The organism is Brevundimonas goettingensis (assembly GCF_017487405.1).
In the GTDB taxonomy this organism is placed as follows: domain Bacteria; phylum Pseudomonadota; class Alphaproteobacteria; order Caulobacterales; family Caulobacteraceae; genus Brevundimonas; species Brevundimonas goettingensis.
In genome coordinates this window covers 2,036,655-2,052,384 of the sequence record NZ_CP062222.1, presented here as the reverse complement: position 1 = coordinate 2,052,384, position 15,730 = coordinate 2,036,655, and the positions used below count along the sequence as shown (strand labels likewise).

Annotated in this window: 14 protein-coding genes; 5 read left to right on the top strand and 9 right to left on the bottom strand. The window is 68.3% G+C overall.

Translation table 11 applies throughout. The annotated features are described in order from the left end of the window. Nucleotides 1–141: 141 nt before the first annotated feature. The 3 genes from IFJ75_RS10200 to IFJ75_RS10190 are packed head-to-tail and all read right to left on the bottom strand — an operon-like array spanning nt 142 to nt 4,224. The gene (locus tag IFJ75_RS10200) at nt 142–1,287 is read right to left on the bottom strand and encodes an acyl-CoA dehydrogenase family protein (RefSeq protein ID WP_207867866.1); all 1,146 of its coding nucleotides are present in this window, start codon (nt 1,285–1,287) and stop codon (nt 142–144) included. A 1-nt stretch (nt 1,288) separates the two neighbouring features. Beyond that, a complete protein-coding gene (locus IFJ75_RS10195) occupies nt 1,289–2,470 on the bottom strand; it encodes an acyl-CoA dehydrogenase family protein (protein ID WP_207867864.1) in 1,182 nt (393 codons plus the stop codon). Continuing rightward, entirely contained in the window at nt 2,467–4,224 is a 1,758-nt protein-coding gene (locus tag IFJ75_RS10190) for an AMP-binding protein (RefSeq protein WP_207867862.1), read from the bottom strand. Before IFJ75_RS10190 ends, IFJ75_RS10195 begins: the two co-directional genes overlap by 4 nt. A gap of 145 nt (nt 4,225–4,369) precedes the next feature. Between IFJ75_RS10190 and IFJ75_RS10185 the strand changes: the two genes are divergently transcribed. Genes IFJ75_RS10185 through IFJ75_RS10170 form a run of 4 tightly spaced genes read left to right on the top strand, consistent with a single transcriptional unit; the run spans nt 4,370 to nt 9,285 of the window. Beyond that, nucleotides 4,370–5,614, top strand: coding sequence for a TetR/AcrR family transcriptional regulator (locus IFJ75_RS10185; protein ID WP_207867860.1), 1,245 nt, complete (start codon nt 4,370–4,372; stop codon nt 5,612–5,614). 25 nt (nt 5,615–5,639) lie between these two features. Then, nucleotides 5,640–6,836: a lycopene beta-cyclase CrtY gene (gene crtY / locus IFJ75_RS10180; protein ID WP_207867858.1), complete on the top strand. Its 1,197-nt coding sequence runs from the start codon at nt 5,640–5,642 to the stop codon at nt 6,834–6,836. After that, nucleotides 6,833–8,350, top strand: a complete 1,518-nt coding sequence (locus tag IFJ75_RS10175) for a phytoene desaturase (RefSeq protein ID WP_207867856.1) — start codon at nt 6,833–6,835, stop codon at nt 8,348–8,350. Before crtY ends, IFJ75_RS10175 begins: the two co-directional genes overlap by 4 nt. Further along, nucleotides 8,347–9,285 (top strand): phytoene/squalene synthase family protein, encoded by a 939-nt coding sequence (locus IFJ75_RS10170; RefSeq protein ID WP_207867854.1) that lies wholly within the window; start codon nt 8,347–8,349, stop codon nt 9,283–9,285. Before IFJ75_RS10175 ends, IFJ75_RS10170 begins: the two co-directional genes overlap by 4 nt. A gap of 1 nt (nt 9,286) precedes the next feature. Here IFJ75_RS10170 and IFJ75_RS10165 read toward each other — a convergent pair whose 3' ends face one another. From IFJ75_RS10165 to IFJ75_RS10155, 3 genes are read right to left on the bottom strand one after another with little or no spacing between them, the layout of a single operon-like run. Continuing rightward, nucleotides 9,287–9,616, bottom strand: coding sequence for a type II toxin-antitoxin system RelE/ParE family toxin (locus IFJ75_RS10165; RefSeq protein ID WP_207867852.1), 330 nt, complete (start codon nt 9,614–9,616; stop codon nt 9,287–9,289). Next, nucleotides 9,613–9,852, bottom strand: a complete 240-nt coding sequence (locus IFJ75_RS10160) for a type II toxin-antitoxin system ParD family antitoxin (protein WP_207867851.1) — start codon at nt 9,850–9,852, stop codon at nt 9,613–9,615. Before IFJ75_RS10160 ends, IFJ75_RS10165 begins: the two co-directional genes overlap by 4 nt. A gap of 41 nt (nt 9,853–9,893) precedes the next feature. Further along, a complete protein-coding gene (locus IFJ75_RS10155) occupies nt 9,894–10,388 on the bottom strand; it encodes a sterol desaturase family protein (protein ID WP_207867849.1) in 495 nt (164 codons plus the stop codon). A 53-nt stretch (nt 10,389–10,441) separates the two neighbouring features. Between IFJ75_RS10155 and fni the strand changes: the two genes are divergently transcribed. Next, complete coding sequence (gene fni / locus IFJ75_RS10150; protein ID WP_207867847.1) at nt 10,442–11,473, top strand: type 2 isopentenyl-diphosphate Delta-isomerase; 1,032 nt, start codon at nt 10,442–10,444, stop codon at nt 11,471–11,473. Between the two features lie 187 nt (nt 11,474–11,660). On the opposite strand, the gene hutH is transcribed toward fni, so the two are convergent. From hutH to hutG, 3 genes are read right to left on the bottom strand one after another with little or no spacing between them, the layout of a single operon-like run. Next, a complete protein-coding gene (hutH, locus tag IFJ75_RS10145; RefSeq protein WP_207867846.1) occupies nt 11,661–13,190 on the bottom strand; it encodes a histidine ammonia-lyase in 1,530 nt (509 codons plus the stop codon). Nucleotides 13,191–13,192: 2 nt separating this feature from the next. Further along, nucleotides 13,193–14,863 (bottom strand): urocanate hydratase, encoded by a 1,671-nt coding sequence (hutU, locus tag IFJ75_RS10140; protein ID WP_207867844.1) that lies wholly within the window; start codon nt 14,861–14,863, stop codon nt 13,193–13,195. 9 nt (nt 14,864–14,872) lie between these two features. After that, nucleotides 14,873–15,685, bottom strand: a complete 813-nt coding sequence (gene hutG / locus IFJ75_RS10135) for an N-formylglutamate deformylase (RefSeq protein WP_207867842.1) — start codon at nt 15,683–15,685, stop codon at nt 14,873–14,875. Nucleotides 15,686–15,730 lie beyond the last annotated feature (45 nt).

Genomic DNA, 15,730 nt, shown 5'->3' with positions numbered 1-15,730 from the left:
CCGAGCCCACTAAAGCCGCCCCGGTCGCAAGGCCGGGGCGGTTTTCTTTTTGGTGCGCTAACGCTCCGCTCGCGGAGCGTCGCTGCTTAAGCGCATTCCTGTTGCGCTAACGCCCGTTCGGGCTGCTTGAGCGCGCGTCCTTCAGGCCGCCAGCGAGATGAACCGCTTCAGGTGGGCTTGCGGGCTGCCCAGCTCGATCATCAGGGCTGTTGCGCGGCGGAAGTAGTGGCTGAGCGCCAGTTCGTCGGTCATGCCGATGCCGCCGTGGGTCTGGACCGCGTTCTGGGACACGAACTTCAGCGCCTTGGCCACGCCGACCTTGGCGGCGGAGACGGCGCGGGCGCGCTCGGGGGCAGGGGCGTCCAGCTTCAACGTCGCCATCAGGGTCAGGGAGACCGCCTGTTCGACGGCGATGAACATGTCGACCAGCCGGTGCTGCAGCACCTGGAACTCGCCGATGGCGCGTCCGAACTGCTTGCGCTGGCGGGCGTAGTCCAGGGTCTGGCCGTGCAGTTCGCGCAGGACGCCGACGGCTTCCGAACACAGGGCCGCGACAGCCTCGTCCATCACGGGGGCGATCAGGGCGTCATAGGCCTGACCGGCCTCGCCCAGCAGGGCGTCGGCGGGCAGGGTCAGGCCTTCCAGATCGATCTCGGCGGCGTGGCGCTCGTCCACGGTCGGATAGCCGCGCATCGACAGGCCGGAGCCCGCTGAAGCGACCTCCACCAGGAACAGGCTCAACCCCGCCGGATCGCGCGGATCGGTTCCGGCGGTGCGGGCGCTGACGATCAGATGGGTGGCCCAAGGGGCGGCCGAGACCACGGCCTTGGCGCCGGTCAGCTTCCAGCCGTCGCCGTCCGGCGTGGCGGTGGTCGCGACCGACAGCAGTTCGTGGCGGCCTTTCGCCTCTCCATGGGCGAAGGCGACGATGGCCGTGCCCGTCACGATCTCCTCCAGCAGGGCCTCGGCGCGGGCGCCGCCGGCCCGCTTGAGCAGGGAGACGCTGGTCAGGGCGGTCTCGAGGAAGGGCTCGACCACCAGGGCCAGGCCCATGGCCTCCATCAGCACCATGGCCTCGACCGGGCCGCCGTCCAGGCCGCCCGCGGCCTCGGGCGCCATGACGCCGACCACGCCCAACTCCTCGGCCAGGGCCTGCCAGATCTCGGGGCTCCAGCCCGCCTCCGAGGCGACGATCTTCTTGCGCGCCTCGAAGTCGTAGCGGGCCTTGAGGAAGCCGGAGACGGAATCGTTGAGCAGGGACTGCTCTTCGCTCAGGTCGAAATTCATCTCAGAGCCCCAGAACCATCTTGGCGATGATGTTGCGCTGGATCTCGTTCGAACCGCCGAAGATCGAGACCTTGCGCATGTTGAAATAGGTCGGCGCGGCGCGGCCCGCGTAGTCGGGACCGACCGGCCCCACGTTCCCCAGCCCCCGCGCGTCGGGCAGGGCATAGGATCCGAGCGCCTGCACGGTCATCTCGGTCAGACGCTGCTGGATCTCCGTGCCCTTGATCTTGAGCAGGGAGGATTCCGGTCCCGGACCCTTGCCGGCGCTCTCGCGGGCCAGAGTGCGCAACTCGCTGTATTCCAAAGCCAGCAGGTCGATCTCCAGATCCGCCAGTTCAGCCTCGAACACCGGGTCGTCCAGCACGCCTTCGTTGGCCGCGACCTTCCTCAGCTTCTCCAGCCCACGCTTGGCCCGGGCCACGCCCGCAATGCCGGTGCGCTCGTGGGCCAGCAAGAATTTGGCGCAGGTCCAGCCCTCGTTCTCCTTGAAGATGCGGTTCTCGACCGGGACGCGCACGTCCTCCAGCCAGACCTCATTGACCTCGTGCGAGCCGTCCAGGGTGATGATGGGCCGCACGGTGATGCCCGGGCTCTTCATGTCGATCAGCAGGAAGCTGATGCCCGCCTGCTGTTTGGCGTCCGGATCGGTGCGGACCAGGAAAAAGCCCCAGTCGGCGAACTGGGCCAGGGTCGTCCAGGTCTTCTGGCCGTTGACGATGTAGTGGTCCCCATCGGCGTCAGTGCCGCGCACGGCGCGGGTCTTCAGGCTGGCCAGGTCGGAGCCGGCGCCCGGTTCGGAATAGCCCTGACACCACCAGATGTCGCCCGCCAGGGTCGGCGGCAGCCAGCGCGCCTTCTGCTCGGGCGTGCCGAAGGTGTAGATCACCGGCCCGACCATATTGATGCCGAAGGGCAGGATCGGCACTGTGTCGGCTGCCGCCATCTCCTCGGACATCAGGAATCGCTGGGTCTGGCTCAGGCCGGGGCCGCCGTATTCGACCGGCCAGGCCGGGGCGCTCCAGCCGCGTTTGGCCAGGATCCGGTGCCAGGACAGGAAGTCCTGATCGTCCAGCTCGACGCCCGCATCCTGTTTGGCGCGCAGCTCGGCCGGATATTCGGCGGCGATGAAGGCGCGGACCTCGTCGCGGAAGGCGAGGTCTTCGGGGGAGTAGTCGAGGTTCACGCAGAAGGCTCCGTCAGGACGAGGGCTTTGACGTCCGCCTTCACGATCTTGCCGGCCGCGTTGCGGGGCAGGGCGTGGGGCAGGATGAAGACGGTCACGGGGACCTTGAAGGCGGCGAGGCGTTCGGCGGCCAGGGCGCGCAGGGCCTCGGGATCGACCGACTGGCCGGGGGCCAGCGACACCACCGCCACCGGCTCCTCGCCCAGCACCGGGTGCGGGCGGGCGATCAGGGCGGCCTCGGCGACGGCGGGGTGTTCGAACAGGATGTCCTCGACCTCCTGGCAATAGATGTTCTCGCCGCCCCGGATGATGATGTCCTTCTTGCGATCGACGATGAAGCAGAAGCCTTCCTCGTCCAGCCGCGCCAGGTCGCCGGTGTGGACCCAGCCGTCGACGAAGGTCTCGGCCGTGGCTTCGGGCCGGTTCCAGTAGCCCTTCACCACATTGGGGCCATAGGCCAGCAACTCGCCCACCTGACCGACGGGCAGGTCGTTTCCGTCGGCGTCGATGACGCGCAGGTCGCTGACGGGAAGGGCCGGACCGCAGCTGTCGGGCCGGTTCAGATAGTCTTCGCCGAGATGGTGGGTATGGGTCGCCGAGGTCTCGGTCATGCCCCAGCCCGAGCCGGGCAGGCCGGTGGTCTCGCGTGCGATCTCGCCGACAAGAGCCGTCGGCGCCGCCGCCCCGCCGTAGGTAACGGTCTCCAGCGAGGACAGGTCGTATTTGTGCCGGTCGGGGTGCTGCAACAGCTGGATGGCCACGGCGGGAACGCCGCCGATCAGGTTGATCGTCTCCCGCTCGATCAGCATCAGGGCTTCGGCGGCGTCGAAGCGGCGCTGGCAGACCAGCTTCTGGCCGTTGACCAGGGCGGGCAGCAGCAGGGCGTTGCAGCCGGTGGTGTGGAAAAAGGGGATGGAGACGAGGCCGGCCTTCTGCGGCGCGGTCGGATCGGGCTGGGGCGGGGCCTCGCCCCGTCGCACGAAGGCGCGGCTGTAGGAGAAGAGGCCCGCCATGATGCCGGTGCCGGCGTTGCGGTGGGTGGCCAGCGCCCCCTTGGGCTTACCGGTCGTGCCCGAGGTGTAGAAGATGGCCGACAGGTCCTCGGAATCCAGCGCCACGGCGGGCATGTCGCCCGGCGGCAAGGCGGCCCAGTCGCCGGACGGGCCGATGACGCTCTCCAGCAGGGTGATGCGGGCGTCGACGCTGCCGGGATCGCCCCGGCTGACCAGCACCTGCTCCAGATCGGGCAGGGCGTCGCGATGCTCGGCGATCCGGGCCAGACGCTCGATGTCGAAGATCGCGACCTTCGATCCGGAGTCCCGCAGGCCGAAGGCCAGTTCGGCCCCGCTCCACCAGGCGTTCAGCGGCACCACTATGGCCCCGATCAGGGAGGCGGCGAAGAAGGCGACCGGCCATTCGGGCAGATTGCGCATGGCCACGGCGACGCGGTCGCCCTTCTGAACGCCGCGGGCCTGAAGGTCGGCGGCCAGGGCCAGGGTCGCGCGGGCGAAGGCCTCGAAACTGACCCGTTCGCCCTCATAGACGATGAAGGTCCGGTCACCGTGCATCCGCCCGGCCATGAAGGAATGCATCAGGGTCGGTGGGCCGTTCTTCCAGATCTTCGTGGGCCGGCCGTCGATCTCGATGGTGTCGATCTCGAACGGCGACCCGGCTTGCGTCAGGGCGGCGTGGGCCTGAGCCAGCGATATGGCAGGCCAAACAGGGACCTCGGCTTTGGCGACCGCATCGGTCATGGCGTTCCTCATTCCGGTCGCCTGTTGCGACTCTGACTGGACGCGTTCACAAGTGGATGTTTCCGTAACGGAAATCTCAAGCCAAACGCGCAAACCCGGTATAGGCTGGAGCGTGCGCCATACTCAATCTTCTAATCAAGACCGAATGACCCGTACCGGAGCCGCCACTCGCCAGACTGAACGCTATGAGGCCAAGCGCGACGCGATCCTCAATGCGGCGGCGCGGCTGTTCAACCGCAAGGGGCTGAAAGGCGCGACCCTAGCCGATGTGGCGGAAGCCGTCGGCCTGATCACCACCAGCGTGACCTACTACTACCGCAGGAAGGAAGACCTGGCGGCGGCCTGTCTTCTACGCACCATCGATCTGCTGAACGGGCTGGTCGAGACGGCGAGCGCCGCCCCCACGCCCGAGGCCCGGGTCACCGCCTTCATCGACGCCTATTTCGAGGTCCTGGCCGACATCGCCACGCACCGGCGGCCCGAGCCGATCAATTTCTACGACATCCGCGCCCTGACCGGGCCGCAGGTGATGACGGTCAAGGACGCCTTCAACGACCTGTTCCGCGCCATCCGCGCCCTGCTGCGGCCCGAGGCGGGCTCGCCGTTTGACCGGCTGGAGGAGAATGCGCGGACCCATCTGTTCTTCTCCCAGATCCTGTGGGCCCGGACCTGGCTGCGACGCTATGACCCGGACGACTATCCGCGCGTGGCCAGGCGGATGGCGGTCCTGATCCTGGAAGGGATGGCGGAGGAGGGGGCGGTCTGGCACGGCGCCGAGGGTCCCGCTGTCGATCCCGACCCGCCGGTGGACGGCGAAATCTCCCAGGCCAGCTACCTCAAGGCGGTGACCCAGTTGGTCAACGACCAGGGCTATCACGGCGCCTCGGTCGAGCGGATCGCCGCGAAGCTGAATGTGACCAAGGGCTCCTTCTACCACCACAACGACACCAAGGACGATCTGGTGGCCAGCTGCTTCGAGCGCAGCTTCGCCATCGTGCGCGGGGCCCAGAAGCAGGCCGTGGGCGAGACTGGCTGGGACCGGATCACCTCCGTCACCGACGCCCTTGCGCGGTTCCAGCTTAGCCCGAATGGGCCCCTGCTTCAGTATATGGCGCTGGCCGCGGCGCCTGGCGGCATCCGAGGCGACCTGCTGGCCGCCATGGACCGGCTGTCCAAGCATTTCGCCGGAGAAGTCTCGGACGGAATCGCCGACGGCTCGATCCGGCGCATCGATCCCGCCGTGGCGGCACAGCTGATCACCGGCGCCGTCAACGCCGCCGCCGACCTGCCGCGCTGGATCAAGGGCAAGCAGTATCCGGCGGCCATCGATACGGACTGGGCCTCGCAGACCTTCGTCCGTCCCCTGTTCACGGGACTGTTGTGCGCCTGATCGCGCAGCCGTGCTAGCCTTAGGTATGGATGCAAGGACGGACCACGACCTGATCCTCGTCGGCGGCGGGTTGGCGGCCGGGCTGACCGCCTGGCGACTGGCGCTCGACCGGCCCGGCCTGCGTGTGGCGGTGGTCGAGCGCGACGGCCGGATCGGCGGGCGCCACACCTGGTCCTTCTTCGACGGCGATGTGTCTGAGGCCGACCGCGACTGGCTGAGTTTCGCGACCGCCCATCGCTGGGAAGCCGGATACGACGTCTTCTTCCACGGCCTGAGCCGCACTCTGGACACGCCCTATAACAGCCTGACCTCCGAGCGGCTGCATGACGCCGTCGCGCCCCTGCTGGGGGACCGCCTGATTGCGGGCGAGGCGGTCGAGATCGCGCCGGACCATGTCACCCTCTCCGATGGCCGCACCCTGACGGCGACCGGCGTCATCGACGCGCGCGGCCCTTCGGCGACCCCGCACCTCGGCCTCGGCTGGCAGGTCTTCCTCGGCCGGACGTTGAAGCTGGCCCAGCCTCACGGCCTGACCCGCCCGACCATCATGGACGCGACGGTCGGCCAATTCGCCTTGGGAGAGGGCGACGCCTACCGCTTCGTCTATCTGCTGCCGTTCGACGCCACGACGGTGCTGATCGAGGACACCTACTATGCCGACGCGCCCACGCTGGATCGCGAGCTGATCCGCGCCCGCGTTGACGCCTATGCCCGGTCGCGCGGCTGGATGGTGGAGGCGGTTGTCGCAGAGGAGGAGGGCGTCCTGCCCATCGTTCTGGATGGCGACATCGACGGCTTCTGGGTGGAGGGCGGGGCCGTCGCCCGCGTCGGCCTGGCCGCGGCCCTGTTTCATCCAACCACCGGCTATTCCCTGCCCGACGCTGTCGCCACGGCCCGGATGATCGCCGGGATGGAGGACCTGTCCTCCGCCGCCCTGCGCGCCGCCACCGAGGCGCGATCGAAGGCGCTGTGGGCCGACCGGGCCTTCTACCGCTTGCTGGACCGGATGCTGTTTCGTGCGGCGGAGCCCGGCGAACGCTGGAAGGTGCTGCGCCGTTTCTACGGCCTGAACGAGGGGATCGTGCGTCGCTTCTACGCAGGGCGCAGCACGGCGCTGGACAAGTTGCGGCTTCTCGCGGGAAAACCCCCTGTGCCCGTCGTCAAAGCCCTCCACCAGTTGCGTGAGACGCGAACCGGAAACGTGGCCGGAGCAGTCGCATGAGAGACGTCGTCGCCAAGCGTGCGGTGGTTATCGGGGCCGGCTTCGGCGGTCTGGCCCTGGCCATCCGGCTGCAGCGCGCGGGCGTCCACACCACCCTGGTCGAGAAGCGCGACAAGCCCGGCGGCCGCGCCTACGTCTGGCATGAGGACGGCTTCACCTTCGACGCCGGCCCGACGGTCATCACCGATCCGGCCTGTCTGGAAGACCTGTTCGAGGGAACCGGCAGCCGCCTGTCCGACTATGTCGAACTCCTGCCGGTCAATCCCTTCTACCGCCTGTGCTGGGAAGACGGGGCGACTTTTGACTACGTCAACGATCAGGCGGGGCTGGACCGCCAGATCAAGGTCTTCAACCCCGATGACGTCGAGGGCTATCGCCGCTTCCACCAGTATTCCGAAGAACTCTATCAGGAAGGCTATGTGAAGCTGGGCGCCGTGCCTTTCCAGTCCTTCTGGTCGATGATCAAGGCGGCGCCGGAGTTGGCCCGGCTGGAGAGCTGGAACAGCGTCCACGCCATGGTCGCCCGGTTCATCAAGGACCCGCATCTGCAGCAGGCCTTTAGCTTCCACACCCTTCTGGTCGGCGGCGATCCGTTCAAGACCTCCAGCGTCTACGCCCTGATCCACGCCCTCGAGCGGCGTGGCGGGGTCTGGTTCGCCAAGGGCGGCACCGGCGCCCTGATCGCCGGGCTGGTCAAGTTCTTCACGGACCTCGGCGGCGACTTCCGCCTCAACGCCCCGGTCGAGCGTATCGAACTGGAGGACGGCCGCGTGCGCGGTGTCACTCTCGAAGGCGGAGAGGTCGTGCCCGCCGACATGGTCGCGTCCAACGCTGACGTCGTCCACACCTACGACAAGCTGCTGGGTCACGTCCCGCGCGGCCGGGCCAAGGCGAAGTCGCTCAAGTCGAAACGCTTCTCCATGTCGCTGTTCGTGCTGCACTTCGGCCTGAAGACGCCCCAGCCGCAGTTGGCCCATCACACCATCTGCTTCGGCCCCCGCTATCGCGAACTGATCGCCGAGATCTTCAAGGGACCGGCCCTGCCTGAAGACTTCTCCCTCTATCTGCATGCGCCGTGCGCCACGGATCCGTCGATGGCGCCAGAGGGGATGTCCAGCCACTACGTCCTGTCGCCGGTGCCGCATCTGGGCGCCGCGGACATCGACTGGGACGTCCAGGGCCCGCTCTATCGCGAGAAGATCCTCGACTATCTGGAAGAGCGCTACATCCCGAACCTCAGGCGTGATCTGGTCACGACCCGCATCTTCACCCCCGGCGACTTCAAGGACGAGCTGAACGCCCATCTGGGCAGCGCCTTCTCGCTGGAACCCATCCTGACCCAGAGCGCCTGGTTCCGGACCCACAACCGCGACGACAAGGTGCCCAACCTCTATGTCGTCGGCGCCGGGACCCATCCGGGGGCGGGCATCCCGGGCGTGGTCGGTTCGGCAAAGGCGACGGCGGGGCTGATGCTGGAACAGGCCGGACTTTCAAAAGCAGGGGCGCACGCATGACCGACGCCGTCCTGGCCGCCTCGAAAGACTCGATCGTCAAGGGATCGAAGAGCTTCCGCTCGGCCTCGCGCCTGTTCGACCCTGCGGTGCGCGAGGACGCCTGGCTGCTCTACGCCTGGTGCCGTCGCTGCGACGACGAGATCGACGGTCAGGACCACGGCTTCGGCCATGAGGAGTTGTCGGAGAAGGAGCAGCGACGTCGGCTCAAGAGCCTCTACAGCCAGACCCGCGCGGCTCTGGCCGGCCAGCCGATGGACGACCAGACCTTCGCCGCCTTCCAGCGCGTGGCCCTGCGCCACCATCTGCCGGAACGCTGGCCGCTGGACCTGCTCGACGGCTTCGCCATGGATGTGGAGCATCGCGAATATCGAACTCTCGACGACGTCATGGCCTATTGCTGGCACGTCGCGGGCGTCGTCGGGGTGATGATGGCCCGGGTCATGGGGGTGTTCGACGCCCAGGTCCTGCGCCGGGCCCAGGATCTCGGTCTGGCCTTCCAGCTGACCAATATCTCGCGCGACGTGGTCGAGGACGCCGAGAACGGCCGTGTCTATCTGCCCGCCGACTGGCTGGTCGAGGCGGGGCTGGAGCCGACGCCCGAGGCCGTCGCCGATCCGAAGAACCGCGAGGCCGTCCACGCCGTCACCGCCCGGCTTCTGGCCGTCGCCGAACCCTATTACGACAGCGCCCGCATCGGTCTGCGCGGCCTGCCGTTCCGGTCCTCCATGGCCATCGCGGCGGCGCGCGGCGTCTATCGCGAGATCGGCCGCAAGGTGATCCGCTCCGGCCCCGGCGTCTGGAAGCATCGCGTCTCGGTCGGCAAGCCGATGAAGCTCTGGCTGTTCGGCCGCAGCGTCCTGATCGCCGTCTGGACCCGCGCGCTCGACCGCGGCCGCACCCCGCCGCCCCGCCCGGAGATGTGGACTCGGGTCTAGGTCAGGTCTCGTCCGGGGCCTGCAGGGACTGCGGAATGTCCCTCTGGGCATGCAGCACCCGCCACACGTCGATGTGGGCCGCGCGCTCGACATAGAAGATGACGAGGGGATGGGCCTGCAGCGGCCAACTGCGCAGCTCGGGCAGGCCCAGCTCGTGCGCATAGCAGGGTGAGCCCGCCGCCGGAATCTGGCCGATGGTCCGGTAGGCCTCTTCGAGGGCGTCGATGAGGCCGAGCGCGGCGTTCGCTCCGAATTCCTGCTCGCAGTAAAGCACGGCGTCCTCGACGTCTTGCCGCGCAAGCCGTCGCGGAACGACGGGTTTGGTGGTCACGCCCCGGACCGGGACCCGACCCGGGCGCGCAGGTCCGCGAAGTAAGCCGTGTCCGCAGGCGCCGTTGCCTCGGAGGCAGCGCCGTCGAGAAGCAGTTTCTTCAACGCTTGCCGATCCTGATCCCGCCGGATCAGCTCACGAACATATTCGCTGCTCGTCCCGTAGCCGCGCCCGGAGACCTGGTCGTCGACGAAGGTCTTGAGCGCTTCCGGAAGAGAGATGTTCATCGTGCTCATCGGGTAAGAATGCCCCTTTGGCAAAAATTGGCAAGGGGCGCCTAAGGCAGCGGTTGTCTGTGGCGAGCGGCCCTGAGGGCCTTCAGCTCAGCCGCGAGCGCCTTGGGATCGGGCGCGATCAGGAAGCCGAACGACACCGCGCCGCCCTTGGACATCACCGCATGATGCAGCCGGTGCGCCTGGATCAGGCGGCGCAGATAGCCGCCCTTGGGCACCCAGCGGAACGGCCAGCGCTGATGCACCAGCCCGTCGTGGAAGATCGCATAGGCGAGGCCGTACAGGGTCACGCCGCTGGCGAGCGCGTAGAGCAGCCACGACTTCGTCAGCCAGGCGGTCAGGAACAGGCCGAACCCCACCGCCGACCCGACTACGGCATAGAGGTCGTTCCTCTCGAACAGGCCGGTGCGGGGTTCATGGTGGCTCTGGTGCCAGCCCCAGCCCCAGCCGTGCATGATCCACCGGTGCGAGGCCCAGGCCACGCCCTCCATCGCCAGGAAGACAGCGATCACGATCAGGGCGAACTGGGCGGGGATCATGGACCGATCCTACGTCCGTTCCCCTTGGGGGTCGAGCCGGGTACAAGGGCCGGATGAGTGATGACAGTCCAATTCTCGGCCGAAAAGACCAGCATCTCGATGTCGTCCTGTCCGGCGCAGGCCGTCACGCCAATGACGCGGGCTTCGATCAGGTGCGCTTCGTCCACGAGGCCCTGCCGGATCTGGATCACGCCAAGATCGACCTGGGCGCCGACTTCCTCGGGCGGCGGCTCAAGGCGCCGCTGCTGATCAGCGCCATGACCGGCGGTCCGGCCCGGGCCGAGGCGATCAACGCCCGTCTGGCCGAGGCCGCCCAGCATCTGGGCATCGCCCTGGCCGTCGGCTCCCAGAGGGCGGCGCTGGAAGGCGAGGGCGGGACCGGCGGTCTGGACGCCTCCCTGCGCGACCGGGCCCCCGACACCCCCATCCTCGCCAATATCGGCGCGGCCCAGCTGACGCGGGGCTTCGGCGTGGACGAGGCGCGGCGGGCTATGGCCATGATCGGCGCCGACGCCCTGATCGTGCATCTGAACCCCCTGCAGGAGGCCTGCCAGCCCGAGGGCGACCGCGACTGGTGGGGCGTAGGCGCCGCGCTCGAGGCCCTGATCCGCAAGCTGGATGCGCCGGTGGTGGTCAAGGAAACGGGCGCGGGACTGTCCGCCGCCACCGCGCGCCGCCTTATCGACATGGGGGCCGCCGCCATCGATATCGCGGGCGCCGGCGGGGCCAATTGGGCCCTGATCGAGGGCGAGCGCGCCACCGACATCGCCGACAAGATCCACGCGGCCGCCTTCGCCGACTGGGGCATCCCCACCGCCCGCGCGATCGCGCAGGCCCGCGCCGCCTGTCCGAACGTCCTGATCATCGGCTCGGGCGGTATCCGCGACGGCGTCGATGCCGCCAGGGCCATTCGCCTAGGCGCCGACGTGGTGGGTCAGGCCGCCAATGTGTTGGCCGCGGCGACGATCTCGACCGAGGCCGTGGTCGCCCACTTCCAGACGGTGATCCGTCAGTTGAGGACGGTGTGTTTCGCGACCGGCTCGGCCAATCTGGCGGCGTTGAAGCGGGCGGCATTGCAGGACTGATCCTTTTCGGTGGCTACGTAAGAAGCCTCCCCCACTTTCACACTTCACCGCTCATCCCGGCGAATGCCGGGATCCAGATTCATATGCGCTGTTTGGGTTTTCGTACGGCCGGTGTGCCTGCGGCCGGCAAGGCATCTGCATCTGGATCCCGGCATTCGCCGGGATGAGCGGTGTAAGGGACGTGTTCTTACGCCGACGGCAGCAGCCCGCCGGCGAACCCGCGATACCGTCCCGCCCGCACCCCGTCCGTCGCCCGTTCGATGTCCGGGGCGAAATAGTGGTCCGAGCCGTATGCGGCGGCGGCCTCGCGCACGATGGCGAAGACCTGCTCCAGCGGCGCCGAGCTCTTCAGCGGGCGGTGGAACTCGATCCCTTGCGCGGCGGCCAGAAGCTCGATCCCGACCACGGTGGCGGCGTTCTCGGCCATCTCCAGCAGGCGGCGGGCGCCATGGGTAGCCATCGAGACGTGGTCTTCCTGATTGGCGCTGGTCGGGACGGTATCGACGCTGCACGGATGGCTCATCATCCGGTTTTCGGCGACGAGGGCGGCGGCGGTCACCTGGGCGATCATGAAGCCCGAGTTCAGCCCGCTCTCGCGCACGAGGAAGGCGGGCAGTTCGCTCATCTTCGGATCGACGAGGATCGAGGTGCGGCGCTCGGAGATGTTTCCGATCTCGCACAGGGCCATGGCGATCTGGTCGGCGGCGAAGGCCACCGGCTCGGCGTGGAAATTGCCCCCCGAGATCACATCCCCGTCCTCGATGAAGACCAGCGGATTGTCGGTCACCGCATTGGCCTCGCGCTCCAGCATGGCGGCCGACGCGGTCAGGACGTCGAGCACGGCGCCCATCACCTGCGGCTGGCAGCGCAGGGAATAGGGGTCCTGCACCTTGCCGTCGTCTTCCAGATGGCTCTCGCGGATGGCGCTGCCGGCCATGAGGTCACGCAGGCGTTCGGCGACCGCGATCTGGCCGGGCTGGCCGCGCAGGGCGTGAATCCGGGGGTCGAACGGGGCGTCGGACCCCTTCAGCGCATCGACCGACAGGGCGCCGGCGGCGATCCCGGCGGCATAGACGGCCTCGGCCGCAAACAGACCCGCCAGCGCCAGCGCCGTCGAGCACTGGGTGCCGTTCAGCAGGGCCAGACCCTCCTTTGGGCCGAGCGTCAGGGGCGATAGCCCGACCTTGGCCAGGGCGGCCTCAGCGTCCAGCGTCTGGGTCTGATAGCGGGCTTCGCCGACGCCGATCAGGACGCAGGACATATGGGCCAGGGGCGCCAGATCGCCCGAGGCCCCGACCGAACCCTTCGACGGCACGCAGGGCAGGACGTCGGCGTTCACCAGGGCGATCAGGGTCTCCAGCGTCTCGCGCCGGACGCCCGAGGCGCCGCGCGACAGGGACGCGATCTTGAGAACCATCATCAGGCGCGTCACCGCGTCGGGCAGAAGCGCGCCGACGCCGCAGGCGTGGCTCAGCACCAGATTGCGCTGCAGGGTCTCCAGATCGCCGGGCGCGATGGAGGTATTGGCCAGCAGGCCGAAGCCCGTGTTGACGCCATAGACGGTGCGGCCCTCGGCGACGATGGCGGCCACGGTCGCGGCGCTCTTCTCGACACAGGCCCAGGCGTCGGCGGTCAGTTCGACGGTGACGGGCGCGTCGAGGACGGCGCGGAGCTGGGGCAGGGTGAGGGGGGCGGAACCGAGCGTGAGGTTGGTCATGATCAGGCCTTCAGGCTCGGCAGGTTCAGTTCGTGCTCGCGAGCCGAGGCACGCGCGATCTCATAGCCGGCGTCGGCGTGGCGCATGACGCCGGTCGCCGGGTCGTTCCACAGGACGCGCTCGAGACGCTTCGCCGCCTCCGGCGTGCCGTCGGCGACGATGACCACGCCCGAGTGCTGGGAGTAGCCCATGCCCACGCCGCCGCCGTGATGCAGCGACACCCAGCTGGCGCCCGAGGCGGTGTTGAGCAGCGCGTTCAGCAGCGGCCAGTCGGACACGGCGTCCGATCCGTCCATCATTGATTCCGTCTCGCGGTTGGGGCTGGCGACCGAGCCGGAGTCGAGGTGATCGCGCCCGATCACGACCGGCGCCGACAGTTCGCCCGACGCCACCATCTCGTTGAACATCAGGCCGGCGCGGTGACGATCACCTAAACCAATCCAGCAGATACGGGCCGGAAGTCCTTGGAATGCGATACGTTCTCCGGCCATGTCGAGCCAGCGATGCAGGCCGGCGTCGTCGGGGAACAGCCGCTTCATGGCTTCGTCGGTCTTGCGGATATCCTCCGGATCGCCGCTCAGCGCCGCCCAGCGGAACGGGCCGACGCCCCGGCAGAACAGCGGGCGGATATAGGCGGGCACGAAGCCGGGGAAGTCGAAGGCGTTCGCCAGCCCCTCGTCGAAGGCGACCTGACGGATGTTGTTGCCATAGTCGACGACCGGGACGCCCGCCGCCTGGAAATCGAGCATGGCCTGGACGTGTTTGACGATCGACGTCTTGGCCGCCGCCTCGACCGAGGCCGGGTCGGACTGGCGCTTGCCTTCCCACTCCGCGACGGTCCAGCCGCTCGGCAGATAGCCGTTGACCAGGTCGTGGGCGCTGGTCTGGTCGGTGACCAGATCGGGCCGCACGCCACGCTTCACCAAGTCGGGCAGGACGTCGGCGGCATTGGCCAGCAGGCCGACCGAGACCGGCTTGCCGTCCGTCAGCGACTGTTCGATCAGGGCCAGGGCTTCGTCGAGAGTCTCGGCCATGACGTCGAGGTAGCGGGTCTCCAGACGCTTCTCGATCCGGCTGCGCTGGCACTCGACGGCGAGGCACGACGCGCCGGCCATGGTCGCGGCCAGGGTCTGGGCGCCGCCCATGCCGCCGAGGCCCGCCGTCAGGATCCACTTGCCCGACCAGTCGCCCTCATAGTGCTGACGCCCGGCCTCCATGAAGGTCTCATAGGTGCCCTGAACGATCCCTTGCGTGCCGATGTAGATCCAGGACCCGGCGGTCATCTGGCCGTACATCATCAGCCCCTTGCGATCGAGTTCGTTGAAATGCTCCCAGGTCGCCCATTTGGGCACCAGGTTGGAGTTGGCGATCAGGACGCGCGGCGCGTCCTCATGGGTGCGGAAGACGCCGACCGGCTTGCCCGACTGGACCAGCAGGGTCTCGTCGGCCTCCAGCGTCTGCAGTTCCGACACGATGCGGTCGAAGCTGGCCCAGTCACGCGCCGCCTTGCCGATGCCGCCATAGACGACCAGGTCGTCGGGCCGCTCGGCCACCTCGGGATCGAGGTTGTTCATCATCATCCGCATAGCCGCCTCGGCGACCCAGGTCTTCGCCGTCTTCTCGGGACCGCGGGGGCTGCGGACGACGCGGGCATTGGGGGTCTTGTCGGTCATGGCAGTCCGTCAGGCTTGGGCGAAGTCGATGCAGGCGGTCAGGACGGCGCGCAGGGTCTCGCGCATCCGTTCCGCCCGGGCGGGTTCATAGGGGGAGGGCCAGTTCGTCTCGTCGACAGGCCCGGCCGGATCGACCATGTAGCCGCGGTCGGCCAGCTCCATCTGGATGGCGTGGACGCCCGACGCCGGCTGGCCGTAGTGGCGCGTGGTCCAACCGCCACGGAAGCGGCCGTTGACGATATGGCTCAGGCCCGACACGGCGCAGGCGGCCTCGACGCCCTGCGTCAGGGCGCCGTCGCAGGTCGTCCCGCCGTTGTCGCCGATGTTGAACTGGGGCAACTCGCCCTCGAACAGGCGCGGCACGACCGAGCGGATCGAATGGGCGTCATAGAGGACGACGGGGCCCTTCGCCCTCAGTCGGTCGATCTGTCCCTGCAGGGCGGCGTGGTAGGGATCGAAGAAAGCGGCGCGGCGGGCGTCGATCTCGGCCTGATCCGGCTCTTGGCCCGGCCGATAGAGCGATTCGCCGTCGAAGGTCTCGAGCGGGCACAGGCCGGTGGTGGTCATGCCGGGATAGAGGGAGACGCCCGAAGGGTCGCGGTTCACGTCGATGACGCTGCGCGAGATGCCGGTGCGCACGAAAGTCGCGTCCAGCTCGACCGCGAAGTCATAGAGCCGGTCCACCCACCAGTCAGCGTCCTTGCGCGCCAGCCAGGGCGAGGTCATCCGCGCCTCGATCTCCGCCGGGATCGCCGTGCCGGTGTGCGGAAAGCCGATGATCAGGGGCGACGCGCCTTCGCGGATCGTGAGCCAGTCCTGCATGATGTCAGCCTCCCTCGCGATTCCGTTTGGGTGTGGTATGTCTAT

Coding starts and splice junctions, on each gene's coding strand:
- IFJ75_RS10155 (WP_207867849.1), bottom strand. CDS start 10,388: ATGATCCCCGCCCAGTTCGCCCTGATCGTGATCGCTGTCTTCCTGGCG.
- IFJ75_RS10170 (WP_207867854.1), top strand. CDS start 8,347: ATGACCGACGCCGTCCTGGCCGCCTCGAAAGACTCGATCGTCAAGGGA.
- IFJ75_RS10190 (WP_207867862.1), bottom strand. CDS start 4,224: ATGACCGATGCGGTCGCCAAAGCCGAGGTCCCTGTTTGGCCTGCCATA.
- IFJ75_RS10185 (WP_207867860.1), top strand. CDS start 4,370: ATGACCCGTACCGGAGCCGCCACTCGCCAGACTGAACGCTATGAGGCC.
- hutG (WP_207867842.1), bottom strand. CDS start 15,685: ATGCAGGACTGGCTCACGATCCGCGAAGGCGCGTCGCCCCTGATCATC.
- hutU (WP_207867844.1), bottom strand. CDS start 14,863: ATGACCGACAAGACCCCCAATGCCCGCGTCGTCCGCAGCCCCCGCGGT.
- hutH (WP_207867846.1), bottom strand. CDS start 13,190: ATGACCAACCTCACGCTCGGTTCCGCCCCCCTCACCCTGCCCCAGCTC.
- IFJ75_RS10160 (WP_207867851.1), bottom strand. CDS start 9,852: ATGAGCACGATGAACATCTCTCTTCCGGAAGCGCTCAAGACCTTCGTC.
- fni (WP_207867847.1), top strand. CDS start 10,442: ATGAGTGATGACAGTCCAATTCTCGGCCGAAAAGACCAGCATCTCGAT.
- IFJ75_RS10200 (WP_207867866.1), bottom strand. CDS start 1,287: ATGAATTTCGACCTGAGCGAAGAGCAGTCCCTGCTCAACGATTCCGTC.
- IFJ75_RS10175 (WP_207867856.1), top strand. CDS start 6,833: ATGAGAGACGTCGTCGCCAAGCGTGCGGTGGTTATCGGGGCCGGCTTC.
- crtY (WP_207867858.1), top strand. CDS start 5,640: ATGGATGCAAGGACGGACCACGACCTGATCCTCGTCGGCGGCGGGTTG.